This window comes from Arthrobacter sp. Leaf337 (assembly GCF_001423745.1).
GTDB lineage: Bacteria > Actinomycetota > Actinomycetes > Actinomycetales > Micrococcaceae > Arthrobacter.
Genome location: NZ_LMPC01000004.1, coordinates 58,069 through 80,988, shown reverse-complemented (window position 1 = coordinate 80,988; position 22,920 = coordinate 58,069). Strand labels below are relative to the sequence as shown.

General features: G+C 66.6%; 25 protein-coding genes. 20 read left to right on the top strand and 5 right to left on the bottom strand.

Annotation, left to right across the window (positions count from 1 at the left end; genetic code table 11):
• Positions 1-19: 19 nt before the first annotated feature.
• Complete coding sequence (locus tag ASF98_RS05130; RefSeq protein ID WP_055798406.1) at positions 20-505, top strand: DUF1579 family protein; 486 nt, start codon at positions 20-22, stop codon at positions 503-505.
• A 74-nt stretch (positions 506-579) separates the two neighbouring features.
• On the opposite strand, the gene ASF98_RS05125 is transcribed toward ASF98_RS05130, so the two are convergent.
• The gene (locus ASF98_RS05125) at positions 580-861 is read right to left on the bottom strand and encodes a hypothetical protein (protein ID WP_055798403.1); all 282 of its coding nucleotides are present in this window, start codon (positions 859-861) and stop codon (positions 580-582) included.
• Positions 862-977: 116 nt separating this feature from the next.
• Between ASF98_RS05125 and ASF98_RS05120 the strand changes: the two genes are divergently transcribed.
• Positions 978-2,096, top strand: a complete 1,119-nt coding sequence (locus ASF98_RS05120; protein WP_055798400.1) for a helix-turn-helix transcriptional regulator — start codon at positions 978-980, stop codon at positions 2,094-2,096.
• On the opposite strand, the gene ASF98_RS05115 is transcribed toward ASF98_RS05120, so the two are convergent.
• Positions 2,093-2,359, bottom strand: a complete 267-nt coding sequence (locus tag ASF98_RS05115) for a MoaD/ThiS family protein (RefSeq protein ID WP_055798396.1) — start codon at positions 2,357-2,359, stop codon at positions 2,093-2,095. The two genes, ASF98_RS05120 and ASF98_RS05115, sit on opposite strands and share 4 nt — an antisense overlap.
• Before the next feature lie 4 nt (positions 2,360-2,363).
• Positions 2,364-3,485, bottom strand: coding sequence for a GTP 3',8-cyclase MoaA (moaA, locus tag ASF98_RS05110; RefSeq protein WP_200939308.1), 1,122 nt, complete (start codon positions 3,483-3,485; stop codon positions 2,364-2,366).
• Positions 3,486-3,773: 288 nt separating this feature from the next.
• On the opposite strand from moaA, the gene ASF98_RS05105 reads away from it, so the two are divergent.
• From ASF98_RS05105 to ASF98_RS05075, 7 genes are read left to right on the top strand one after another with little or no spacing between them, the layout of a single operon-like run.
• Positions 3,774-5,225, top strand: a complete 1,452-nt coding sequence (locus tag ASF98_RS05105; protein ID WP_235505615.1) for a molybdopterin-dependent oxidoreductase — start codon at positions 3,774-3,776, stop codon at positions 5,223-5,225.
• A 37-nt stretch (positions 5,226-5,262) separates the two neighbouring features.
• Entirely contained in the window at positions 5,263-6,492 is a 1,230-nt protein-coding gene (locus ASF98_RS05100) for a molybdopterin molybdotransferase MoeA (protein WP_055798390.1), read from the top strand.
• A complete protein-coding gene (moaC, locus tag ASF98_RS05095; RefSeq protein ID WP_055798386.1) occupies positions 6,480-6,974 on the top strand; it encodes a cyclic pyranopterin monophosphate synthase MoaC in 495 nt (164 codons plus the stop codon). The genes ASF98_RS05100 and moaC overlap by 13 nt, the downstream gene beginning before the upstream one ends.
• Positions 6,971-7,495: a MogA/MoaB family molybdenum cofactor biosynthesis protein gene (locus ASF98_RS05090; protein ID WP_055798383.1), complete on the top strand. Its 525-nt coding sequence runs from the start codon at positions 6,971-6,973 to the stop codon at positions 7,493-7,495. The genes moaC and ASF98_RS05090 overlap by 4 nt, the downstream gene beginning before the upstream one ends.
• Positions 7,485-7,940, top strand: coding sequence for a molybdenum cofactor biosynthesis protein MoaE (locus ASF98_RS05085; protein ID WP_055798381.1), 456 nt, complete (start codon positions 7,485-7,487; stop codon positions 7,938-7,940). The genes ASF98_RS05090 and ASF98_RS05085 overlap by 11 nt, the downstream gene beginning before the upstream one ends.
• 54 nt (positions 7,941-7,994) lie before the next feature.
• Positions 7,995-8,753, top strand: a complete 759-nt coding sequence (dapB, locus tag ASF98_RS05080) for a 4-hydroxy-tetrahydrodipicolinate reductase (RefSeq protein ID WP_055798377.1) — start codon at positions 7,995-7,997, stop codon at positions 8,751-8,753.
• Positions 8,754-8,758: 5 nt separating this feature from the next.
• Entirely contained in the window at positions 8,759-9,241 is a 483-nt protein-coding gene (locus ASF98_RS05075; protein WP_055798375.1) for a hypothetical protein, read from the top strand.
• Here ASF98_RS05075 and ASF98_RS05070 read toward each other — a convergent pair.
• Complete coding sequence (locus ASF98_RS05070) at positions 9,238-10,473, bottom strand: heparan-alpha-glucosaminide N-acetyltransferase domain-containing protein (RefSeq protein ID WP_055798372.1); 1,236 nt, start codon at positions 10,471-10,473, stop codon at positions 9,238-9,240. The genes ASF98_RS05075 and ASF98_RS05070 overlap by 4 nt on opposite strands.
• Positions 10,474-10,542: 69 nt before the next feature.
• Between ASF98_RS05070 and ASF98_RS05065 the strand changes: the two genes are divergently transcribed.
• The 7 genes from ASF98_RS05065 to ASF98_RS05035 all read left to right on the top strand — a co-directional run bounded on the left by ASF98_RS05065 (position 10,543) and on the right by ASF98_RS05035 (position 18,572).
• Positions 10,543-10,983, top strand: coding sequence for a hypothetical protein (locus tag ASF98_RS05065; RefSeq protein WP_235505611.1), 441 nt, complete (start codon positions 10,543-10,545; stop codon positions 10,981-10,983).
• Between the two features lie 79 nt (positions 10,984-11,062).
• On the top strand, positions 11,063-11,971 hold the full coding sequence (dapA, locus tag ASF98_RS05060) for a 4-hydroxy-tetrahydrodipicolinate synthase (RefSeq protein ID WP_055798365.1): 909 nt from the start codon (positions 11,063-11,065) through the stop codon (positions 11,969-11,971).
• A 43-nt stretch (positions 11,972-12,014) separates the two neighbouring features.
• Entirely contained in the window at positions 12,015-13,706 is a 1,692-nt protein-coding gene (locus tag ASF98_RS05055; protein ID WP_055798363.1) for a ribonuclease J, read from the top strand.
• Between the two features lie 200 nt (positions 13,707-13,906).
• Complete coding sequence (locus ASF98_RS05050; protein WP_055798360.1) at positions 13,907-16,837, top strand: FtsK/SpoIIIE family DNA translocase; 2,931 nt, start codon at positions 13,907-13,909, stop codon at positions 16,835-16,837.
• Positions 16,838-16,846: 9 nt separating this feature from the next.
• A complete protein-coding gene (gene pgsA, locus ASF98_RS05045) occupies positions 16,847-17,488 on the top strand; it encodes a CDP-diacylglycerol--glycerol-3-phosphate 3-phosphatidyltransferase (protein ID WP_055798356.1) in 642 nt (213 codons plus the stop codon).
• Entirely contained in the window at positions 17,485-17,979 is a 495-nt protein-coding gene (locus ASF98_RS05040; RefSeq protein WP_055798352.1) for a CinA family protein, read from the top strand. The genes pgsA and ASF98_RS05040 overlap by 4 nt, the downstream gene beginning before the upstream one ends.
• 140 nt (positions 17,980-18,119) lie before the next feature.
• Positions 18,120-18,572 carry a helix-turn-helix domain-containing protein gene (locus ASF98_RS05035; protein ID WP_055798349.1) on the top strand — a complete coding sequence of 151 codons (453 nt, stop codon included), beginning with the start codon at positions 18,120-18,122 and terminating at the stop codon, positions 18,570-18,572.
• A 73-nt stretch (positions 18,573-18,645) separates the two neighbouring features.
• Here the strand turns inward: ASF98_RS05035 and ASF98_RS05030 are convergent, their stop codons facing one another.
• The gene (locus ASF98_RS05030; protein ID WP_055798346.1) at positions 18,646-19,155 is read right to left on the bottom strand and encodes a MarR family winged helix-turn-helix transcriptional regulator; all 510 of its coding nucleotides are present in this window, start codon (positions 19,153-19,155) and stop codon (positions 18,646-18,648) included.
• A 41-nt stretch (positions 19,156-19,196) separates the two neighbouring features.
• Here ASF98_RS05030 and ASF98_RS05025 point away from each other — a divergent pair, with 41 nt between their 5' ends.
• The 4 genes from ASF98_RS05025 to miaB all read left to right on the top strand — a co-directional run bounded on the left by ASF98_RS05025 (position 19,197) and on the right by miaB (position 22,918).
• Positions 19,197-19,421, top strand: a complete 225-nt coding sequence (locus tag ASF98_RS05025) for a DUF3046 domain-containing protein (protein ID WP_055798343.1) — start codon at positions 19,197-19,199, stop codon at positions 19,419-19,421.
• Positions 19,422-19,633: 212 nt separating this feature from the next.
• Positions 19,634-20,689, top strand: a complete 1,056-nt coding sequence (gene recA, locus ASF98_RS05020) for a recombinase RecA (protein ID WP_055798340.1) — start codon at positions 19,634-19,636, stop codon at positions 20,687-20,689.
• A 151-nt stretch (positions 20,690-20,840) separates the two neighbouring features.
• The gene (locus ASF98_RS05015) at positions 20,841-21,332 is read left to right on the top strand and encodes a regulatory protein RecX (RefSeq protein ID WP_082506722.1); all 492 of its coding nucleotides are present in this window, start codon (positions 20,841-20,843) and stop codon (positions 21,330-21,332) included.
• A 17-nt stretch (positions 21,333-21,349) separates the two neighbouring features.
• Positions 21,350-22,918, top strand: coding sequence for a tRNA (N6-isopentenyl adenosine(37)-C2)-methylthiotransferase MiaB (miaB, locus tag ASF98_RS05010; RefSeq protein WP_200939307.1), 1,569 nt, complete (start codon positions 21,350-21,352; stop codon positions 22,916-22,918).
• Positions 22,919-22,920: the final 2 nt, after the last annotated feature.

The window sequence follows — 22,920 nt, the reverse complement described above, 5'->3', positions numbered from 1 at the left end:
GGGCCACACTGGAGGAGCTATGGACCGTCTGCACCCGGGGACTGCGCGGCAAGAGCTGCACGCTTTCCTCGGGCATTGGACAGGGACCACACGCATCGAGGCGACGCCGCGCCGGCCTGCGAGGACAGCAGCTGCTGAACTGACCTTCGCCACGGCTGCCGGCGGGTACGCGGTGCTGCAAAGCTACCGCCATTCGGAAAATGACGGGATCCGTTTCGAGCGGCATGGCATGTTCACCATGGACGCTGACCATCCGGACACGGTCTGGTATCACGTGGACAGTGTGGGACTGCCGCGGGAAGCCCCGACGCGGTGCACCCTGCACAACGGAGTACTCACCGTGGAGCGCCGCAACGGCCGGGACACGTCCCGGCACACCTTCCGGGTGGACGACGGCGTGCTGACGCACACTTCCGAAGTCCGTCTTGCGGACTCCGCGGCCTTCACGCCTTTCATGACCTCCGTCTGCCGCCGCGTGGCCGAGGACTCCGCCGCCCGTCCTTGAGCTTCGACTGGCCCGTGCTGCCCCGCAGGGCACCTCCGCGACGCAGCCGTCAGCAACCTGTCCGTCGCGGCGCATCAGGGGGCGGACTCCAGGATCCGGGCCTTCGGAGCGCCTTGGAGGGCAGGGGCCGCCACGGGGGAGTTCCACACATTTTGCTGAAGGCTGGCCAGCAAGGCCTCGGCCTGCTCCCGGCTCCCCAGATCAAGCTCAACCACCACGTAGCGCGGATCGTCCACCGGCCGGCTGATCCGGTGTGCGGTTACGCCCGAAGCCGCGCGGTTCACCGGATCCCGGTCGAAGGCCGTCTTCCACAGGTCAAAATCCTTGATCCCGTGCTCTATCTGCAGGGTGAACATCACAGACTCTCCTTCCGGCTGGCTGTTCCGTTGTTGCGGATACTTCACGCTATGCCCGGCCGGTCGGAGCGCGGTATCCCAGAAATCTGGGCGGGTCCCCGGGCCATACTGATTCCATGACCACGAATTGGGCGGTGAGCCGGAGCCTGGACAGGATCGGAGAAATCTGCCGTGAGTCCTTGGAGGACCACGAATTGCGGGCAGCGCTTTTGGTCGAGCTGGGCCGCGTCGTTCCGTTCAGGTGGTTTGCGTGGCCCCTGACCGACCCAGCATCCTGCACCGGCATTTCACCGATGGCCCGCATTCCTTGCCCGCAGGAACTGCCCGCACTGATCAGGCTGAAGTACGTGACGGTGCCAGGCCGCTGGACGTCGCTGCTTGCCAGCGGCCGGATTGCGGTGACCCTGCGAACGGCCACCGGGGGAGACCCGGCGCGAAGTCCGCTGTGGAACGGTGTCCTCCGTCGGTATGGCGTAGCGGACGTCCTGTCCGCAGTGTTCGCCGACGGCCACGGCTGCTGGGGCTGGCTCGATCTGTGGCGGACGACGGACGACGGACCATTCACCGAACGCGATAGGACGCACCTGGCAGCAGCCGCCCCTGTCATTGCGGCGGGCCTGCGGCGAAGCAGGGCGGCGCAGATGAGGCGGGATGCGCAGCCACGCCGTGACCCGCTGCCGACGTCCGGGCTGCCCCAACAAGCGGTGCTGACGCTGGACACCGAGCTGAACATAACAAGCCGCAGTCCCTCGGCCGGCGACTGGCTTGGCCTGCTGCAGCCCGGGCCAAGCCCTTATGAGGCCATACCGGCCGAGGTCTACAACGTGGCCGCACAACTCCTGGCCATCGAGGCCGGAGCGGATTCCCACCCGGCATCCGCCAGGGTCCCGATCGGCCTGGGCCGATGGGCCGTCCTCAGGTCATTCCGCATGGACGCCGGGGAGGACCCGGCAGTGAGGCTGGCGGTGACCATCCAGGAGTGCCCGGCAGGGGAAAGGCTCGACGTATTCGCCCGGTGCTTCGGCCTGACGCCGCGGCAGCGCAGCCTGCTTGAGCTCGCCGCGGGCGGACTGGACACCGCGGCGTTGGCGGCAGCCCTGGGCATCAGCCCGTATACGGTGCAGGACCAGTTCAAACTGATTTTTGCGGCATGCGGGGTAAGGAGCAGGAACTCCTTGCTGGCCTTGGCCCTCGGCACCGAACGCGGCCGTCGTGATGGCCCGCTGAAACCCTAGCCGCCGGCAAACGGAGGCAGCACGTCCACCACGTCGTCCGGTCCCAGGACCACGGACCGGTCGCGGACAGCCACTTCGTTGAGCAGGAAACTGCTTCGCGAGAGAAGCCTGCCGAGGGGAGGCGTGCCGGCGGGCGGAGCCGGCCGGTCGACGTCGAGCACGGCGCTTAACAGCGATTCCATGGTGGAGCCTGCCGGAAGCTCAAAGCGTTCCTCTTCCACCCCTGCCGCGGCGCGCGCGGCAGCGAAGTAACGTACGTTCAATGCTTCAGCCTCCGATGGCGCTCATGCTGCGGTCCGGCTGGACAAAGTCCGGGGCATCCAGTCCGACGTGGTCCATGCCGTGCGCCTTTGGCTTCATCCACATGGCGTCCTGCCAGCGTTCGGCGAGCTGCTGGTCAGTGGCGCCTTCGCGCAGCAGCCCCAGCAGATCGAATTCTTCGCGTGAGAACAGGCAGCTCATGATCTTGCCCTCGGCCGTGATCCGGGTGCGCTTGCAGTCCGAACAGAACGGCTCGGTCACGGAGGCGATGATTCCGACCGTGCCCAGCACGGGGCCGGTGGCGTCGGCGGATCCCGGCGTCCGGCGTCGTACCTCGAAGCGTTCGGCGGGGGCGCCGTCGCGGTCGCGCGGATCGGCGCTGAGCACGTAGTCGACGGACAGGAGTTCGCGGATTTCGGCCGCGGTGACCATGTCCCGGCGGGTCCACCCGTGGTCGGCGTCGAGCGGCATTTGTTCAATGAAGCGGAGTTCGTACCCGCGGTCCAGGGCCCAGGCCAGCAGGGACGGGGATTCGGCGTCGTTGATTCCCCGCATCAGGACGGCGTTGAGTTTCACGGGACCGAGTCCGGCCGCCCACGCGGCATCCACGCCGGCGAGGACCTTATCCAGGAAAGGCCTGCGGGTCAGTTTGGTGAACGTTTCCTCGTGCAGGGAGTCCAAGGAGACGTTGATCCGGGAAAGCCCGGCGGCCTTCAGTCCTGCTGCCTTCTTGTCGAGGCCGACGGCGTTCGTGGTCATGGAGATCGGGAGCTGCGGGTGGGCCTGGCGCAGGGCGGAAATGATGTCGAGCAGGTCCGCCCGGACCAGGGGTTCGCCGCCGGTGAGGCGCAGTTCGCGCACGCCCAGCAGGTCGACGCCGATCCGCACGATCCGCACGATTTCCTCGGCGGACATCACAGCCTGCTTGGCCAGCCATTCCAGGCCTTCGGCCGGCATGCAGTAGGTGCAGCGCAGGTTGCATTTGTCCGTCAGGGACAGCCTCATGTCCGTGGCGCGGCGTCCGTAGCGGTCCATTAGGCCCGCAGGCGTGCCCGCCGGCCGCGACGGCACTACCGGATCGGAACCTGCCCCCTCCCGGGGTTGCGGCATACCAAGCTGAACACTCATAAATTCAGGCTACGCCACCTTGGGGCCAACCATCACGCCTGTGACACCCGTGGATCCCACGGAGTTCCAACGGATCGCCACAGAAGCCGGCAAAGACGCCCCGCATCCGTGCCCCGAACCTATGCTGGAGTAGTGAACAAGTCCCAGTCGGCCACGGGCCAGGTCCCGGCGGGCTTGCCGGCAACAGTCGCGGCCAGGTGGGCGGCTGCCGCGGGTGTTGTGGCCGTGGCCGCGGGAGTGGTCGTCGGCGAACTCGTCGCGGCCCTCGTCAGCCCGGCGCTGTCGCCCATGACGGCCGTTGGCGGCGCCGTGATCGACGCCGTTCCGCCAGCCGTCAAAGACTGGGCCGTCTCAGCGTTCGGCACCGCGGACAAGTTGGCGCTGCTCGTCGGCATGGGGCTTGCCATTGCCGCGCTGGCCGCACTGGCTGGCCTCCTGGAATGGCGCCGCCGCTTCGCCGGGTTTGCGGTCATCGCCACCTTTGGAGTGGTGGGCCTCGTGGCTGTACTGGGCCGAGCCCAGGCAACCGGCAACGCCATCGCGCTGCCCCTGCTTGCCGCCGGAGCCGCAATCGTGGTGCTGCGCTGGCTGATGTCGCGCCTGCGCGAATGGAAAGAGGCTCCGGCCGCCGTGCCAGCGGCCGCCGCCGGCGCGGCTCCACCCTCGGAAGCTGGCCGGCGCCGGTTTATGCAAGCACTTGGCGGAGGGGCCGTCGTAGCGACAGTGGGCGGAGGGCTTGCCGCAGCACTCCGCGGAGCCGCTGCCGGAGTCAGCGAAGTCCGCAACAAGCTCGCCCTGCCGGCAGCCGCGTCTCCCGCTCCGCCGGTTCCGGCGGGCGCTGTACTAAACCTTGACGGCATCAGTCCGCTCGTGACTCCCAACCGGGACTTCTACCGGATCGACACCGCCCTCACGGTTCCGGCGGTGGATCCGGACTCCTGGGTCCTCAAGGTCACGGGCATGGTGGAGCGGGAGATTGAGCTGGACTTCGCCGCGCTGCTGTCCAAGCCCATGACCGAACGCCATGTGACCATCGCCTGCGTGTCCAACGAAGTGGGCGGGGACCTGATCGGCAATGCGCTGTGGCTGGGCTGGCCGGTCCGCGAACTGCTGGCCATGGCAGGGCCGCAGACCGGGGCGGACATGGTGCTGTCCCGCAGTAAGGACGGGTGGACGGCCGGCACGCCGCTGGAGGTCCTCACCGATGACCGCGATGCCCTGATCGCCGTCGGAATGAACGGCGAGCCGCTGCCGCTCGAGCACGGCTTCCCGGTGCGGCTTGTCGTGCCGGGCCTGTACGGCTATGTTTCCGCCACCAAGTGGCTCACTGAACTCAAGGTGACCCGGTTCGCGGACGACGTCGGCTATTGGACGCCCCGCGGCTGGAGCGAACGCGGTCCCATCAAGACGTCCTCGCGCATCGACGTTCCGCGCTCCGGCCGCCCGGTTCGTGCCGGAACGGTGGCCTTCGGCGGCGTCGCATGGGCCCAGCACACCGGGATCGGCAAGGTGGAACTTCGCGTCAACCGCGGCCCCTGGCAGAGGGCGGAGCTTGCGCCGGGCATATCCCGGGACACGTGGTACCAGTGGCAGTTGTCGGTGCCCCTGACGCCCGGGCAGTACGAGGTCCAGGTCCGGGCCACGGACCTGAAGGGTGCTCCGCAGATCGAAAACCGTGCCCGGGTGGCTCCCGACGGCGCTACCGGATTCCACACCATTAGAGTTGACGTGACGCCGTAGCGGGCGCCCAGGATGCCCGGACCAAGGTAAGGAACGCATGCACAGCACCGACGACAGGCATCAGGCCCGCACTGTGGAGGCCCACCGCGACGCCGTGCGGGATTTGCTGGCCGACCTCCCCGGACCCGGCCGAACCGAAGAGCTGCCGCTCCTGGCGGCGCTGGGGCGCGGGCTGGCTGCGGATATCCCTGCTCCAGTGGACCTGCCGCCGTTCGCCAACTCCCAGATGGACGGCTTTGCCGTCCGCAGCAGGGACGTTGCCGACGGCGGGGTGACCCTTACGGTGGTGGCGCCCATCCCGGCCGGTGCCACCGCGGCCGCGCTTGAGCCGGGCACGGCCGCTCCCATCATGACCGGCGCCATGATTCCCCTGGGAGCCGACGCCGTCGTGCCCATTGAAATGGCTGTTCCCGATTCCTTCCCGGACCCCGGAACGGCAGCCACAGTCCGGCTGCCGGCAACAGAGCCTGGCACCTACGTCCGGAACGCAGGCAGTGACATCCGCTCAGGGGAGCTGGCGCTCGCCGGCGGAACCTTCCTCGGCCCGGGCCAGCTGGGGCTTCTGGCCGCACTGGGCATCACCCGGGTCAGCGTGCACCGGAAGCTGAAAGTGCTCCTCGCCACCACGGGCGACGAAGTGGTGGAACCCGGCAGCCCACTGGCACCCGGCAAGATCTACGACGCCAACGGCACGCTCCTGGAAGCGGCCATGGGCCAGGCCGGGCTGGATGTCCTGCGGGCGGCGATCTCAACGGACAGTCCGGAGGAACTCACCGCCATGCTGCGGGAGCAAGCCCCGCAGGTGGACCTGATCGTCACCACGGGCGGCGTCAGCAAGGGCGCCTACGAAGTGGTCCGGCAGGCCACCGCGGAACAGGACGTGCAATTCCTGCATGTGGCGATGCAGCCCGGCGGCCCGCAGGGAATCGGCCGGTTCGACGGCGTTCCGTTCATCGGTTTCCCGGGTAACCCGGTCAGCTGCCTGGTCTCCTTCGAGATGTTCCTCCGCCCGGTCCTCAGCTCATTGTTCGGGGCACCGGCACCGCGGCCTGCCGTTCGGGCCCGTCTGGCGGAGCCGGTGGAATCACCCGCGGGCAAGCACCAGGTCCGGCGCGGGACCCTCCTTCCGGACGGCACGGTCCGGCTGGAAGGCGGCGCAGGCTCGCACCTGGTCCATGCCCTCGCCAGCTCCAACGCCCTGATCCATGTCCCGGTGGGGACTTCTGCGCTCGCCGAGGGCGCAGAAGTGGAAGTATGGACGCTGTGAATACTGAAGACAATGCTGCCGGGCTGACACATCTGCGCCGGGACGGAACAGCGCAGATGGTTGATGTTTCCGGCAAAGCCGAGACCACGCGGGAGGCCACAGCCACCGCCACGGTCCGCACCACCGCGGAGGTGCTCGCCCTCCTGGGTGCGGGCGACCTGCCGAAGGGCGACGCTTTGGCGGTGGCCCGCGTGGCCGGAATCATGGCCGCGAAGAAGACTCCCGAGCTCATCCCGCTGTGCCACCCGCTGCCCATCTCCAAGGTCACCATTGACTTCGAACTGGGCCGCGATGCCGTTCTGGTGCTGGCCACTGTCAAGACCCGTGGCGTCACCGGTGTCGAAATGGAAGCCCTCACCGCAGCATCGGTGGCGGCACTGAGCGTGTACGACATGATCAAGGCAGTGGACAAGCACGCCGTCTTGACCGATATCAGGGTGCTCGCCAAAAGTGGCGGCAAGAGCGGGGACTGGACAGCATGAGCAGCTTTGGACAGCAGCCCGAACCGCACCGCCACGGAGAGGCTACCGGCCGGAAGGCCGGCGTCGTGATTGCCTCCAACCGGGCCGCTGCGGGCATCTACCGGGACGAAACCGGTCCGGTGATCACCGATTGGCTGACGGAGCACGGCTTCGAAACGTTCCCGGCCATGGTGGTGCCTGACGGCGAGCCCGTGGGCGCCGCGCTCCGCGCCCTGCTGACCCAGCATCCTGCCGTGATCATCACTAGCGGCGGAACCGGACTCAGTCCCGATGACCTCACCCCGGAGATGACTGTCCCCCTGCTGGACCGCGAGATTCCGGGGATCATGGAGGGTATCCGGCAGGCCGGCCTGGCCAAGACGCCCATGGCGATGCTGAGCCGTGGACACGCGGGCGCGGCCGGTCGGACGTTCATTGTCAATCTCCCCGGATCACCCAAGGGCGTCATGGACGGCCTGGGCGTGCTTGATCCGGTCATCACCCACCTTTGCGACCAACTGGAAGGCAGCCATGAGCACTGAAACCGGATTCGAAATCGTGAATGCCGTGCTGAGCGCGGAGCCCATCTCCGTGGCGCAGGCTATCGCCGCCGTGGAATCGGACACGGCGGGCGCCGTGGTCAGCTTCAGCGGCGTAGTCAGGAACCACGACGGCGGCAAGCCCGTTGAGCGGCTCAGCTACAGTGCGCATCCCACGGCCCACCAGGTGATGGCCGACGTCGTCGCCCGGCTCGTGGCCGAACATGCGGGCGACGGCGGTGAAACAGTGCGGATCTGGGCCGCGCACCGGGTGGGCATGCTGGAAATCGGCGACCCCGCATTGGTGTGCGCCGTGTCCGCCTCGCACCGCGGCCAGGCGTTCGACGTGTGCTCGGAGCTCGTTGACCGGATCAAGGCGGAGGTGCCCATCTGGAAGGAACAGTTCTTCAGCGACGGGACCGTCGAATGGGTCGGGTCCGGGGCCTAGTAACCTCCCGTCCCGGTTCATCCGGGCGGCGGGCCCGACGGTAGGGTTAAGTCCATGACCGAACAACTTGCCGTCGCCGTCCTGGGCGCGAACGGGCGCATGGGCGCCGAGGCCGTGAAAGCCGTGGAAGCGGCCCCCGACATGAAGCTCGTAGCGGCCCTCGGACGCGGTGATTCCCTGGAGCAACTGGTCAACGCCGGTGCCCGGATCGTGGTGGACCTGACGGTCCCGGAAAGCACCGAAGCGAACGTCCGCTTCGCTGTCGAACACGGCATGCACGCCGTCGTCGGCACCACCGGCTGGGACGCCGGCAGGCTCGGCGAACTTGAGGAACTGCTGGGCCGGAACGCCGGGGTGGGCGTCCTCATTGCCCCGAACTTCGCGCTCGGTTCCGTGCTGGCGTCGGCCTTTGCCGCCAAGGCTGCCAAATACTTCGAATCGGTGGAAGTCATTGAGCTGCACCACCCGGACAAGGTTGATGCACCTTCCGGCACTGCGGTCCGCACAGCACAGCTGATCGCAGCCGAACGCGCTGCCGCCGGCATCGGCGCCAGCCCGGACGCCACCACCACCGAACTGGCCGGTGCCCGCGGCTGCGAGGTGGACGGCATCCGCGTCCACAGCGTGCGCCTCCGCGGCCTGGTGGCCCACCAGGAAGTCCTCCTCGGCGGACCGGGGGAGCAGCTGACCCTGCGCCACGACTCCTTCGACCGGGCTTCGTTCATGCCTGGCGTGCTGCTGGGCGTGCGGAACATCGCCGGCCACCCCGGACTGACCGTGGGCCTGGACGGCTACCTGGACCTCGGGGTCTGACGGCAATGGGCAACGTCCTCACCGGACTGAAGAAGAACCGCACCAAGATCTGGGTCGGCGCGGTGACGCTCCTGCTGGTCTTCTATTTGGTGGTGTCCTTCCAGCGGTCCGTGCTGCTCCTCACCGACCCCAACCCCGTGGCCAAAGCCATTGGCGCCGCCTACCTGGTCCTGCCGGTCATCGGAGCCTGGGCGCTGGTCCGTGAGCTCCTGTTCGGCGCCCGGACAGAACAGATGGCCAAGGTCCTCGAGGCCGAAGGGGGGCTGCCGGTCGACAACCTGCAGCGCACGCCCGCCGGAAGGATCGTGCGGGAATCGGCAGACGCGGAGTTTGAGAAGTACCGCACCGAAGCCGAGGAAGCGCCGGACGACTGGCGCTCCTGGTTCCGGCTGAGCTGTGCGTATGACGCCGCCGGAGACCGCAAACGCGCCCGGGCGTCCATGCGTGATGCACTGAAGCTGTTCCGCGGGGGCAACAAGCCCGCCTAGCGGATTCCCGCCCGCTGGTACCGGCCCACCTCGCTGGCGGCGTGGGCTACCCACTCCAGCGGGCCCCTCCAGTTCAGTGCCGCCAGCGACCCTCCGATGAGGACGGCGGTCAGCGCCTGCGCGGCATATACACCTTCTGCGGTCCATCCCGCCGGCAGTGGCTGCAGGTACATGGCAGCCACCAGGCACACATGCGCCGTGTACAGGCTGAGGGTCATGGCCCCTGCACCGCGCAGGGGGAGCAGCAGGTCCAGTGCGAGCCATTCGCCCAGCCTGCCCAGCAGCAGGCAGGCGCCCACCACGGCGGCGGCTACGGCTGACGTGTGGAGCAGGTCCAGCGTTGTGCCCGAGTGCGGTGCGCTGCTTGCCAGCCACCACCAGGAGCCCGATTGCTCCACCCCGGCAAGGTTCACCTGCAGGAGGCTGTCCAGCGGGTAGCGGGGATCCGCTAGCCGGGCCTGCAGCGCCTCCTTGCCGCCCCACGCATCCATCGTCAGCACGCCCAGCCATTTGGCCAGTACAGCCACCACGGTGCCGCCGGCCAGCAGCATCACCTGGACGGCCATCCTGGTCAGTGCCAGCCGGCCGATCACCAGCCCGATCAGCAGGTAGCTCAGCCATTGCAGGACGGGGTAGTAGCCGGTCAGGAAGATGTCCCCCAGCAGGCGCCCGGGAGTGGTGAGATCGTCCCAGTTGGGGTTGTGGCCCAGCCGGAGCGGCGGGGAAGGGGCCAGCAGCCACGGCCGCAGCAGGTAGGCCAGCACGGGCGAACCCAGCACCCAGCCGGCAGCGAATGCGCAGAGCGGCTTGATGCTGAGGCCGATGAAGGGGAGCACGCACAGGAACAGTACGGCGTAGTGGACCAGGATCACGGCGACGTTCACGTCCAGCCCGCCCAGGAAGAGTCCGACGACGGCGATCACCAGGGCGCGCAACGCTATGCCGCGGCGTGCGCCGCTCAGCTCCTGGCCCTGCGGCGGACGCTGTTTTCCGGTGGACAGGGCGAGGCCAATCCCGGCCAGGACGGCAAACAAGGCAGCGGCCCGCCCCGAGAAAGTCAGGCCGATCCACGTGGGTGTCAGCTGCGCATCGGCTTCGAACGTGGGAAGCAGGTGCGTGGCCATCATGCCGAGCAAAGCCAGCCCCCGGGCCGCGTCGATTCCGGTGAGTCTCGTTGTCTGGGTGGTGCCTTTGGCGGTCCGCGAGGGTGAAGCAGTGCCACGGGAGGTCATGAGCCGATCGTCTCATATCCGGCTGACAGCCCCCTTGTATTCGAATATATGTTCGAATAGCATCGTTCCATGAACAATGCACCAGAACGCCGGTTGCCGGACTATCGGGCACCGGAAGGCAATGCGCCGGAAGGCAGGGCGCCGGAACGCCGGGCACCAGAACCCAAGGCACCGCAACGCCGGACTCATCACGAATCTGCTGCGGGCCCACTCAAGGCGATGAGCCCGGGGGTGGTGGATTATCTGTTTCGCCAGCTTGTGGCCGGAGAACCCGCCGAGGATGTTCAGTGGGGCAGTGAGGGTGTCGCCCTGTCGGCCCAGCCGCCCGGCGCCGAATTGGCCCGCAGGCTCTCCGAGTGCGACGTTGATGCCCTCACGCCTACGGAGCTCTTCCACTACGTCCGGGCCGCCCAGCGGCTGGCTGCATGGGCAGAGTCGCTCCGGGAAGACGCCGTGGGCCGCTACTGCGGCGCTCCCCGGCAGGGACCCGCCCGCAGCCCTCAAGAGTGATGCCCCGAGGGCCGAATTTGACGCTCGTCACGCCGCCCCCATTGTCCTAACAAGGCGGGGACAGGGTAACGTTTTTCCTATGGCTGAGACTTCCGCGAATAACCCTGCATTTGGCACCCTCCTGACCGCTATGGTCACGCCGTTCACCGAGGACGGCAAAGTGGACTACCAGCAGGCGGCGGAACTGGCTGTGAAGCTTGTCGACGACGGCTGCGACGGACTGGTCGTCACGGGAACCACGGGCGAAACTTCCACCCTCACCGACGAGGAGAACGTGGGCATGTTCCGTGCGGTCAAGGATGCTGTCGGCGGCCGCGCCGCGATCATCGCCGGCACCGGAACCAACGACACCGCACACTCCGTTCACCTTTCCAAGCAGGCGGCCGAGGTCGGCGTCGACGGTCTGTTGATCGTCACCCCGTACTACAACAAGCCCAGCCAGGCCGGTGTGCGCGCCCACTTTGAGACGATCGCCTCCGCCACCGACGTTCCCGTGATGCTCTACGACATCCCCGGCCGTTCCTCAATCCAGATTGCTCCGGAGACGATGATCCGCCTCGCCGAGCACCCGAACATCGTTGCGGTCAAAGATGCCAAGGCCGATTTCGCCGCAGCCACCCGCGTCATGGCGAACACTGACCTCCTCTTCTACTCCGGGGACGACGGACTGACCCTGCAGTGGATGGCGCTGGGCGCCGTCGGGCTCGTGGGAGTCACCACCCACGTTGCCACCCGCCGGTTCCGCGAGCTGATCGACGCCGTTAACGCGAACGACCTCGGCACCGCCCGCAAGATCAATTTTGAACTTGAACCTGTTATCCGGGCCACGATGACCCGCGTGCAGGGGGCCGTAGCGGCCAAGCAGATTCTTAAATGGCAGGGAGTCCTGCCCAACTCGGTTGTCCGTTTGCCCCTCGTGGAGCCGGACGAAGCCGAGATCGCAATCATCCGCGAGGATTTGGCGGAAGCAGGCATGGTCTTTTCCTGATCGGCAAAGACGATTCCTGCTTTCGCCCGGAAAGTAGAGCACTATGACCCAAACCGCCCTTCCCGGCCTTGTTACGCCGCCGAAACTGCCCAAGGACACCCTGCGGATCGTTCCGCTCGGCGGCCTGGGGGAGATCGGCCGCAACATGACCGTCTTCGAAATCGACGGCAAGCTGCTGATCGTCGACTGCGGCGTCCTCTTCCCGGAGGAAACCCAGCCCGGCGTCGACCTGATCCTGCCCGATTTCTCCTACATAGAGAACCGCCTCAATGACATCGTGGCCGTCGTCCTGACCCACGGTCACGAGGACCACATTGGCGCCGTTCCCTACCTGCTGCGCCTGCGCGCCGACATTCCGCTGATTGGCTCCCAGCTGACGCTGGCTCTCATCGAAGCGAAGCTGCAGGAACACCGGATCAAGCCGGTCACCCAGATCGTCACCGAGGGACAGGTGCAGAAGTTCGGCCCCTTCGAATGCGAATTCGTGGCCGTCAACCACTCGATCCCTGACGCCCTTGCCGTGTTTCTCCGTACCTCCGGCGGCACCGTGCTGCACACCGGCGACTTCAAGATGGACCAGCTGCCGCTGGATGGCCGCATCACCGACCTCCGCCACTTCGCCAAGCTGGGCGAAGAAGGCGTGGACCTCTTCATGTCGGACTCCACAAATGCCGACGTGCCGGGCTTCACCACCGCCGAGAAGGAAATCGGCCCCACCCTGGACCGCCTGTTCGGCCAGGCTTCCAAGCGCCTGATCGTCGCCTCCTTCTCCTCGCACGTGCACCGGGTCCAGCAGGTCCTCGACGCCGCAGCCAACCACAACCGCAAGGTTGCCTTCGTCGGCCGCTCGATGGTCCGCAACATGGCCATCGCCGAGAAGCTTGGCTACCTCGACGTGCCGCCGGGCATCCTGGTCGACATCAAGAACATCGACAACCTGCCGGACAACCGCGTGGTGCTGATGTCCACCGGGTCCCAGGGCGAGCCGATGGCGGCCCTGTCCCGCATGGCCAACGGTGACCACCGCGTCGTCGTCGGCCAAGGCGACACCGTGATCCTCGCCTCAAGCCTGATCCCGGGCAACGAGAACGCCGTCTTCCGGATCATCAACGGCCTGCTCAAGCTGGGCGCCGATGTCATCCACAAGGGCAACGCCAAGGTCCACGTCTCCGGCCATGCCGCTGCCGGGGAACTGCTGTACTGCTACAACATCCTCGAACCGCTGAACGCCATGCCGGTGCACGGCGAGACGCGGCACCTGATTGCCAACGGTAAGATCGCCCTCGAGTCCGGCGTGCCGGACGAAAGCATCCTGCTGGCGGACAACGGCACCGTCATCGACCTCCGGGACCACCAGGCCGACGTCGTAGGCCAGGTCGAAGTGGGCTTCGTCTACGTTGACGGCTCCAGCGTTGGCGAAGTCACCGAAGCTGACCTGAAGGACCGTCAGACCCTCGGCGATGAAGGCTTCATCTCCATCATCACCGTGATCCACCGCGCCACCGGCAAGGTGGTCTCGGGACCGGAAATCCACGCCCGCGGCGTTGCTGAGGATGATTCCGTCTTTGACGAAATCATTCCCAAGATCAATGCTGCGCTGGAAGAGGCCGTGCTCAACCACACGGACCACACCACGCACCAGCTCCAGCAGGTTGTCCGCCGCGTCGTCGGCACCTGGGTCAACCGCAAGCTTCGCCGCAAGCCCATGATCATTCCGGTGGTGCTTGAGGCGTAAGGGCCCGGGATTGTTCGACGGGGCCCTCCCCGCAGGAAAGCGAGCCTTCGGGCCGCCGCCTGCAGGGGAGGGCCTCGTCGTTTAAGCCGGTTAAGTCCAGCCCGGAGACGCCTTGCTGCCGTCCTCCCCTCCGCAACATGCATCCTGGAACGCCCCGGAAATCCGCGGTTTTTGGCCCGGCTTCGGGTACCGTGGCGAGTATGGCGACACGTACCTCCTCCGCGCCTAGAGGCAACTCAAGCGGCAAATCAGGCAGCTCAGCGGGCAGGGGCTCCGGCTCCGCTGCGTCCAAAACCAGCCGGACCGGAGGATCGTCGGGCACGGCACGCACCCGCCAGATGGCAGCCGTCGAACCCCGTCAGCCGTGGCTCGTGCGCGTTGCCGCAGGTGCCTGGCTCGGCATCGGGCACGTCGTCGGCGGCGGCGTCCGGCGGATTGGCCACGACGTCAGCGACCTCGCCCCCGAGGACCGCAGGGACGGAGCGGCCCTCTTTAACCTTGCCCTGGGCGTGTTCGTTGCGACCTTCGCCTGGTGGGGCTTCAAGGGATGGTTCCCGGACACTGTGTTTGCGATCGTCAACGGCACGTTCGGCTGGATGTCCCTGCTTCTGCCGCTCATGCTTTTCGTCTGCGCCTTCCGGTTGTTCCGCCAGCCTTCGGACGGGCGCGGCAACAACAGGATCGGCATCGGCTTCCTCATCATGACCTTCGCCGGCTGCGGCCTGGCCCACGTCATTGGCGGCCAGCCCACCGTCACGGACGGCTTCGACGGCCTGCGCCAGGCCGGCGGCATGCTCGGTTTCCTGGCCGCCTCGCCGCTGGCAGCCCTGCACACGGCCGTGCCGGTGGCCGTCTACAGCCTGCTCGCCTTCACGTCCCTCCTGATTGTGACCGCCACCCCGTTCGGCGCGATTCCCCGCCGGATCAAGGGGGCCTATGAGCATTTGATGGGCATCGACCTGCAGGAACCCGGCGAGGACCACGACCGCAGCTACCTCTACGAAAACGCGGGCCAGGCAGCGCCGAAGAAGAAGCGGCGCAGCCGGCTGTTTGGCAAGGACCCCGAGACTGACCCGCGCCTCGAAGGGTATGTGGGCGACGAGGCCTTCGAACATGCCGTCATTGACGACGACGAAGCGGCCGACACCGCCAGCGGCACCAAGGCAGGCGGCAAGGGTCCCCGCCCGGCACCCGGCGTGCGCCGGCCCACGCAGGCTGAAATCGCCGTCGAAAAGATCAAGGCCGCGCAGGGGCTGGGCACCAAGGATGCAAACGGCGAGCACGCCACCGAAGCCATCCCGCTCGTCACCCCGGGCATGGTCGCCGCCGGGTCCCTCAATCCCGCCGCACCGGCCGGCGCCGCGGCCGTTGCCGCCGCCGCGCAGGTCCCCTCCCGCCCTGTCGCCCCCGCGCCCCTGCCAACGCCGATCCCGCAGCGTACGGAGCAGCTCTCGCTGGCCGGCGACGTCACCTACACCCTGCCGTCGTCGGACGTGCTGACTCCGGGCTCCATCCCCAAGGAGCGCACCGAGGCCAACGATGCCATCGTGGCGTCGCTGACCGAAACGCTCAACCAGTTCAATGTGGACGCACAGGTCACGGGCTTCAGCCGAGGCCCAACCGTCACGCGTTACGAAATTGAGCTTTCCCCGGGCACCAAGGTGGAGCGCGTCACCGCGCTGTCCAAGAACATCTCCTACGCCGTCGCCTCCAGCGACGTCCGCATCCTTAGCCCCATCCCAGGCAAGTCCGCCATCGGCATCGAAATTCCCAACACGGACCGCGAGACGGTCTCCCTTGGCGATGTACTGCGCAGCCAGAATGCCCGCCGGACCGACCACCCCATGGTGATGGGCGTGGGCAAGGACGTCGAGGGCGGCTACGTCGTGGCGAACCTCGCCAAGATGCCCCACCTGCTCGTTGCCGGTGCCACCGGTGCCGGTAAGTCGTCGTTCGTGAACTCCATGATCACGTCCATCCTGATGCGTGCCACCCCGGACGAGGTCCGAATGGTCATGGTGGACCCCAAGCGCGTGGAACTCACGGCGTACGAAGGCGTGCCGCACCTGATCACGCCAATCATCACCAACCCGAAGAAGGCAGCGGAGGCGCTGCAGTGGGTTGTCCGCGAGATGGATGCCCGCTACGACGACCTCGCCAATTACGGCTTCAAGCACATCGACGACTTCAACAAGGCCGTCCGTGCCGGGAAGGTGCACCCGCCGGTCGACTCCAAGCGCGTCATCCGTCCCTACCCGTACCTGCTGGTGATCGTGGACGAGCTTGCCGACCTCATGATGGTGGCCCCGCGCGACGTCGAAGATTCCATCGTCCGCATCACCCAGCTGGCCCGTGCCGCAGGCATCCACCTGGTCCTGGCCACCCAGCGGCCCTCCGTGGACGTCGTCACCGGCCTGATTAAGGCCAACGTGCCGTCCCGGATGGCGTTCGCCACCTCCTCCGTCACCGACTCCCGCGTGGTGCTGGACCAGCCCGGCGCGGAAAAACTCATCGGCCAGGGTGACGCGCTCTTCCTGCCGATGGGCGCCTCCAAGGCCATGCGTGTGCAGGGTGCCTGGGTCACGGAATCGGAAATCCACAAGGTCGTGGAGCACGTCAAGGGCCAGCTCAAGGCTGTCTACCGCGACGACGTCGCTCCCGAGGCGCAGAAAAAGCAGATCGACGACGACATCGGAGACGACCTCGAGGTGCTGCTGCAGGCCACCGAACTTGTTGTCACCACCCAGTTCGGCTCCACCTCCATGCTGCAGCGCAAGCTGCGCGTCGGGTTCGCCAAGGCCGGCCGCCTGATGGACCTGCTCGAATCCAGGGGAGTGGTTGGCCCCTCGGAAGGCTCCAAGGCCCGCGACGTCCTGGTCAAACCGGACGACCTCGCCGCCGTCCTCGCCGCCATGAAGGGCCAGGACGGGCCGGTCGCCGCCGATTCGCAGACGGCCGCGCTGAGCGACAACGCCAACGCCAACATCGCCCAGGGAGGCTACGCCGAGGACCTCGTGGCGGCTGATCTGGACAACCGCACCCAGAAAGTTGAGTACTACGACGGCGCCGACAGCAACTCCGGTGACGACGAAGACGGCTCCGAGGACGCCTGGTCGCTCACCGGACGGTAGCCTAGGAGGGTGACTAGCACTGAAGCCAACAGCTCAGGCTCCGCCTCCGGGATCTGGAACCTTCCGAACATCCTGACGATGCTTCGGATTGTCCTGGTGCCGTTCTTCGTGTGGTTCCTCATCGCGGACGCGCCCGGGCTCGACAGCCAGAACGGCCTCTGGCGCTGGGCCGCGGCCCTGACGTTCGCGGTTGCCATTTACACGGACAAGCTCGACGGCGACATCGCCCGCAGCAGGGGCCTGATCACCGATTTCGGTAAGATCGCCGATCCGATCGCGGACAAACTGCTCACCGGCTCCGCCCTGGTGATGCTCTCGCTGCTGAACGAGCTGCCGTGGTGGATCACCATCCTGATCCTCGCCCGCGAATGGGGGATCACGGCACTGCGGTTCTTCGTCATCCGGTACGGCGTCATCCCGGCGTCGCGGGGAGGCAAGCTGAAGACTGTGGTGCAGACCGTCGCGATCCTGCTGTACGTGGTCCCGCTCGCCTCACTGGCCCCGTGGCTGGGAGTGGTGGCTTTCCTGGTGATGCTGGCGGCCGTGGCCATCACCGTCTGGACAGGTGGCCAGTATGTTGTCGAAGCGCTCAAGCTGCGCGCGAACGGCCGGCGCGCAGCCAGCCAGCGCGTAAAAGGAGAGCTGCCATGAGTAACCTGCACCGCATCGCCGAACAAGCAGTCAACGGTGCCATTGGCCGCGGACTGACCGTGGCTACCGCCGAATCCCTGACTGCGGGCATGGTGGCGGCGGTCCTCGCCGATACCCCCGGTGCCTCGGGCATGCTCCAGGGCGGCGTGGTTTCCTATCAGAACTCAGTCAAGTCGGACGTCCTTGGCGTACCCGCCGAACTGCTCGACGCCGTCGGATCAGTCGACGGTGACGTCGCGAAGGCGATGGCGGCAGGGGCCCGACGGGTCTGCGGAGCGGACATCGGAGTGTCCACCACGGGTGTCGCCGGACCGGAACCGCACGGCGGCAAGGACGTGGGGACAGTGTTCGTCGGCGTCGCCACGGCGGACGGCGCAACGTCGTTCGGCTACGTGTTTGAAGGCAACCGCGCCGATATCCGCGGCCAGGCGTGCGCGGCTGCTTTGGAGCGGCTGCTTGAAGCCCTATCTTCCGAGGCTTACCCGGCGTAAAGTTGCCGGGAACAAAATTAGATTCCTAATAGTTGTTACATTGTGTCGCTTCCGAATATGGGAGGCGCCTAGGATGAGTAAATAATTATGGTTCGCCTGATGAGGGCGGACCTGACGTACGAGGGAGCAAGGCGATACAGATGGTAAAGCAGCCCGTATCCGTAAACGGCGTTGTCCGCTGGAAGGATGTGGGCCTCGCCGATCAGGCAAAGAGCGAACAGAAGGAGCGCAAGATGGTAGTACTTCGTCACGAAATCGGTGATGTTCTGCGCGACGTTCGCCAGCGTCAGGGCCGAACCCTCCGCGAAGTGTCACACAGTGCCCGGGTATCCCTGGGTTACCTCAGTGAAGTGGAGCGCGGCCAGAAGGAAGCCTCTTCGGAGTTGCTGTCTTCGATCTGCTCGGCCCTGGACGTCCCGTTGTCCAGCATGCTCCGCGAAGTCAGCGACCGCGTTGCCGTTGCTGAAGGCGTTGCCGTTCCGGACACCGTCCCGCAGGAATTCTCGCAGCGCTACGGCCGCGATCTTGACCGCGAACTCAATACCGACCTCTCTGACGAACTGGCCAAGGGACTGCTCTCGGGCGCCCGCTGACCGGCACACGTCAGAACCTAGTCTCTGCGCTTGACACGAAGGGCCTCCGGCTAAGCCGGAGGCCCTTCGTTGTCTACTTCGCCTCGTCCTTCGGGAAGCCGTCCCGCTCATACGTCGCGTTGAGCTTTGCCATGTAGGCGGCGAGGGTCTGCAGGTCCTCCACGGGCCATTCCCCCAGCCGCTCACGGAAAACTTCGCGCCGGGCATCCTGGACCTGGTGCATCTTCTCCTCGCCCTTGGGCGTCAGCCGGATGGTCTGGGCACGGCCGTCGAGCGGGTCCGCTTCCTTGGACACGAGGCCGATGCTCTCGAGGAATGCGATCTGCCGGCTAACGGAGGGCTTGCCCACTCCGATACATGAAGCGAGTTCAGTGAGCCTAATGGGGCCTTCCCTGCGGATGACGGTGAGGAGGCCATAGGCTGCCGGCTCCATGTCCGGGTGGACCTGCCGGGAAAGTTGCTGGGAGATGGAGCGTCCGCGGCGCCAGAACAGGCTGATCTGGTGCTCCACGGTCCGCAGGGCCGCGTCGACGCTGTTTTCGGTGGCCCCGGAAGCATCGGGTTCCACAGCTGGGTTGCTCATGGCAACCATTCTATTGGCCGCAGGCGTGAGAGACTTTATCGGTGCGAATCAGCGACTTTTGGCGGCTAATGGACGATGAGTTCGGCGCGGGGTACTCCCGGGTCCTCAGCAGCTCACTGGTGCTGGCAGGTGTCGGCAGCCGGACGGCGGACCAGGCGCTGGCGGCGGGAGTCCCGCCTCGGCAGGTCTGGCTCGCGATCTGCGACGTGCAGGACGTCCCTGCTGATCGGCGGCTCGGCCGGGACATCAAGCCGTCCCGGAACTGATCCGCGGCGCTGCCTGAGGCTGGATGGCTCCGCCCTGACACGCCGCGCAATTGTTCGAATATCTGTTCGGGTCGGGCTATGCTTTTTGCAGAGCGTTTTCCACATACGCAATGTCATCCGGCAGGAATGTCGGTGGGTGCCGTTAGCGTCGGTGATGACAGATAAAGGGCCGCTCAGGCCACTCCACAGCGAGAAAACTAGAGGTGTGAACCATGGCGGCAGCCCCGGATCGTCAGAAGGCGCTCGATGCAGCGCTTGCCCAGATCGACAAGCAGTTCGGCAAAGGCTCCGTCATGCGGCTGGGCGACGAAGTGCGTGCGCCCATTGAAGTAATCCCCACCGGCTCCATTGCCTTGGACGTTGCCCTGGGAATTGGCGGCCTGCCGCGCGGCCGCGTTGTGGAAATCTACGGCCCGGAATCGTCGGGTAAGACCACCGTGGCCCTGCATGCCGTCGCGAATGCCCAGCGCCTGGGCGGTATCGCTGCGTTCATCGACGCCGAGCACGCCCTGGACCCGGAATACGCCGCCAAGCTGGGTGTCGATACCGACGCGCTGCTGGTATCCCAACCGGACACCGGCGAGCAGGCCCTGGAAATCATGGACATGCTGATTGGCTCGGGGTCCCTCGACGTGATCGTCATTGACTCCGTGGCCGCCCTTGTGCCCCGCGCGGAAATTGAAGGCGACATGGGCGACAGCCACGTCGGCCTGCAGGCCCGCCTGATGAGCCAGGCGCTCCGTAAGATCACCGGACGTTTGAGCCAGACCAAGACCACCGCCATCTTCATTAACCAGCTGCGTGAGAAGATCGGCGTCTTCTTCGGCTCGCCGGAAACCACCACCGGTGGTAAGGCGCTGAAGTTCTACGCGTCAATCCGCATCGACGTCCGCCGCATCCAGACGCTGAAGGAAGGCGCTGATTCGGTGGGCAACCGCACCAAGGCGAAAATCGTCAAGAACAAGATGGCCCCGCCCTTCAAAATCGCCGAATTCGACATCATCTACGGCCAGGGGATCTCCCGCGAGGGCGGCATCATCGACATGGGCGTGGAGCACGGCCTGATCAAGAAGTCCGGTTCCTGGTTCACCTACGACGGTGACCAGCTGGGCCAGGGCATGGAGAACTCGCGACGCTTCCTCCGCGACAACCCGGAGCTTGCGGCGGAGCTGGAGCGCCTCATCAAGGAGAAGCTGGGCGTCGGCGTCAAACCCGCCGAGGCTGAAAAGGAAGCGTCTCCGAAGCTCAAGGCCGTTGACGGTTTCTAGGGGAACCCGGCGGAGCGGGCCAGGATTCCGATCCCGGAAACCTGGCCCGGCCGGATTCGGCGACGCGGGACCGGACGGGGCTTTGGCCGCCGAGCACGGGTTCGCGCCGGAGCTGGAAGAGGACCACGATGCTGAGCCTGATCCGGCCTCCGTGGCGCGGGCCATCGTGCTGCGGCAGCTGACCACCTCGCCGAAAAGCAGGTTGCAGCTGGCCCGCAAGCTGGCCGAGCGCAATGTTCCGGAGGACGTGGCCGAGGCCGTGCTGGACAGGTTCGAGGAAGTCCGGCTCGTGGATGACGCCGAGTTTGCGGACATGTGGGTCCGGAGCAGGTCCCAGACCCGGAAGCTCGCCAAGGGCGCGTTGCGACGCGAGCTTGCGGACAAGGGTATAGAGGCCGACATTGCGGCCCGGGCCCTGGAGCAGCTCAGCGACGAAGCGGAGGAATCTGCCGCCCGTGAGCTCGTCCAACGCAAGCTCAAAGGCACTGCAGACCTCACGGACCGCGCCGAGCGGGACAAAGTCACGCGCCGGCTCGCGTCGATGCTGGCCCGGAAGGGATACCAGCCGTCGCAGGCCTTCCGGATCGTGGGGGAGGTCCTCGACGCCGCAGCCGGTGAGCGTGCGGAAACGGAATTCCTATGAACCGGTACCCTTAACAGGTGAGTTTGACCATTCCCTCCCCAGCGTCCGGCACCAGCACTTCCGCCAGCATCGAGGCAGCACCCGCGGCTGCCCAGCCGCGCACCTATCAAGTGCGCACTTTCGGCTGCCAAATGAACGTGCACGACTCCGAGCGCATGGCCGGAATGCTCGAAGGCGCCGGCTACGTGCCCGCGTCGGGTGAGCATGCGGATGTGGTGGTGTTCAACACCTGCGCCGTCCGTGAAAACGCCGACAACAAGCTTTATGGCAACCTGGGGATGCTCGCGCCGGTCAAGGCGGCCAACCCCGGCATGCAGATCGCGGTGGGCGGCTGCCTGGCCCAGAAGGACCGCGAAACCATCCTGAAGAAGGCCCCCTGGGTAGACGCGGTCTTCGGTACCCACAACGTTGGCGCACTGCCCGCGCTGTTGGACCGCGCCCGGCACAACAATGAAGCGCAGCTCGAGATCCTGGAATCACTCGACGTTTTCCCCTCCACCCTCCCCACCAAGCGGGACTCCGTGTACTCGGGCTGGGTGTCGATTTCGGTGGGCTGCAACAACACGTGCACCTTCTGCATCGTTCCTGCCCTGCGCGGCAAGGAGAAGGACCGCCGCCCGGGCGACATCCTCGCCGAGATTCAGGCGCTGGTGGATGACGGAGCCATCGAAGTGACGCTCCTGGGCCAGAACGTGAACTCCTACGGGGTGGAATTCGGTGACCGTCAGGCATTCTCCAAACTGCTCCGTGCCTGCGGTGAAATCGAAGGCCTCGAACGGGTCCGGTTCACCAGCCCGCACCCGGCAGCCTTCACGGACGACGTCATTGACGCCATGGCTGAAACGGCCAACGTGATGCCGCAGCTGCACATGCCGCTGCAGTCCGGCTCCGACAAAGTCCTCAAGGACATGAAGCGCTCGTACCGCTCCACTAAGTTCCTCGGCATCCTGGAAAAGGTGCGGGAGCGGATTCCGCACGCGGCCATTTCCACCGACATCATCGTGGGCTTCCCCGGCGAAACCGAAGAAGACTTCCAGGCCACGCTTGACGTCGTCGAGAAATCACGGTTCGCCACGGCGTTCACCTTCCAGTACTCCAAACGCCCCGGCACTCCCGCGGCGGACTTGCCGGACCAGCTCCCGAAGGCAGTGGTGCAGGAGCGCTTTGAGCGCCTGACAGCGTTGCAGGACCGGATAGCGGCCGAGGAGAACGCCCGCCAGCTGGGCCGCCGGGTCGAGGTCATGGTCACGGCGCAGTCCGGCCGCAAGGCGGAGGAAACCCATCGCTTGTCGGGCCGGTCGCAGGACCAGCGCCTCGTGCACTTCTCGGTCCCGGAAGGTGCTGAGAAACCGCGCCCCGGCGACCTCGTGACGGTCACCATAACCGAAGCCGCGGCCTTCCACCTGGTCGCGGATCCGGCGTCGGCGGCGGACTACACCCTGCGCCGTTCGCGCGCGGGCGACGCCTGGGACAGGTCCCAGGCCGACTCCTGCGGCGTGCCGGTTCCCGGCAGCGGTTCCGGCGCGAACGGCGCCAAGAGCGGCGTGTCCCTCGGCATGCCGGCGGTCCCCGTCCGCCGCGGCTAGGC

Excerpts from the sequence above, each read along its gene's own strand:
- ASF98_RS05130 (WP_055798406.1), top strand. The coding sequence starts at position 20 with ATGGACCGTCTGCACCCGGGGACTGCGCGGCAAGAGCTGCACGCTTTC.
- ASF98_RS05125 (WP_055798403.1), bottom strand. The coding sequence starts at position 861 with ATGTTCACCCTGCAGATAGAGCACGGGATCAAGGATTTTGACCTGTGG.
- ASF98_RS05120 (WP_055798400.1), top strand. The coding sequence starts at position 978 with ATGACCACGAATTGGGCGGTGAGCCGGAGCCTGGACAGGATCGGAGAA.
- moaA (WP_200939308.1), bottom strand. The coding sequence starts at position 3,485 with ATGAGTGTTCAGCTTGGTATGCCGCAACCCCGGGAGGGGGCAGGTTCC.
- ASF98_RS05105 (WP_235505615.1), top strand. The coding sequence starts at position 3,774 with ATGACGGCCGTTGGCGGCGCCGTGATCGACGCCGTTCCGCCAGCCGTC.
- ASF98_RS05100 (WP_055798390.1), top strand. The coding sequence starts at position 5,263 with ATGCACAGCACCGACGACAGGCATCAGGCCCGCACTGTGGAGGCCCAC.
- moaC (WP_055798386.1), top strand. The coding sequence starts at position 6,480 with ATGGACGCTGTGAATACTGAAGACAATGCTGCCGGGCTGACACATCTG.
- ASF98_RS05090 (WP_055798383.1), top strand. The coding sequence starts at position 6,971 with ATGAGCAGCTTTGGACAGCAGCCCGAACCGCACCGCCACGGAGAGGCT.
- ASF98_RS05085 (WP_055798381.1), top strand. The coding sequence starts at position 7,485 with ATGAGCACTGAAACCGGATTCGAAATCGTGAATGCCGTGCTGAGCGCG.
- dapB (WP_055798377.1), top strand. The coding sequence starts at position 7,995 with ATGACCGAACAACTTGCCGTCGCCGTCCTGGGCGCGAACGGGCGCATG.
- ASF98_RS05075 (WP_055798375.1), top strand. The coding sequence starts at position 8,759 with ATGGGCAACGTCCTCACCGGACTGAAGAAGAACCGCACCAAGATCTGG.
- ASF98_RS05070 (WP_055798372.1), bottom strand. The coding sequence starts at position 10,473 with ATGACCTCCCGTGGCACTGCTTCACCCTCGCGGACCGCCAAAGGCACC.
- ASF98_RS05065 (WP_235505611.1), top strand. The coding sequence starts at position 10,543 with ATGAACAATGCACCAGAACGCCGGTTGCCGGACTATCGGGCACCGGAA.
- dapA (WP_055798365.1), top strand. The coding sequence starts at position 11,063 with ATGGCTGAGACTTCCGCGAATAACCCTGCATTTGGCACCCTCCTGACC.
- ASF98_RS05055 (WP_055798363.1), top strand. The coding sequence starts at position 12,015 with ATGACCCAAACCGCCCTTCCCGGCCTTGTTACGCCGCCGAAACTGCCC.
- ASF98_RS05050 (WP_055798360.1), top strand. The coding sequence starts at position 13,907 with ATGGCGACACGTACCTCCTCCGCGCCTAGAGGCAACTCAAGCGGCAAA.
- ASF98_RS05040 (WP_055798352.1), top strand. The coding sequence starts at position 17,485 with ATGAGTAACCTGCACCGCATCGCCGAACAAGCAGTCAACGGTGCCATT.
- ASF98_RS05035 (WP_055798349.1), top strand. The coding sequence starts at position 18,120 with ATGGTAAAGCAGCCCGTATCCGTAAACGGCGTTGTCCGCTGGAAGGAT.
- ASF98_RS05030 (WP_055798346.1), bottom strand. The coding sequence starts at position 19,155 with ATGAGCAACCCAGCTGTGGAACCCGATGCTTCCGGGGCCACCGAAAAC.
- recA (WP_055798340.1), top strand. The coding sequence starts at position 19,634 with ATGGCGGCAGCCCCGGATCGTCAGAAGGCGCTCGATGCAGCGCTTGCC.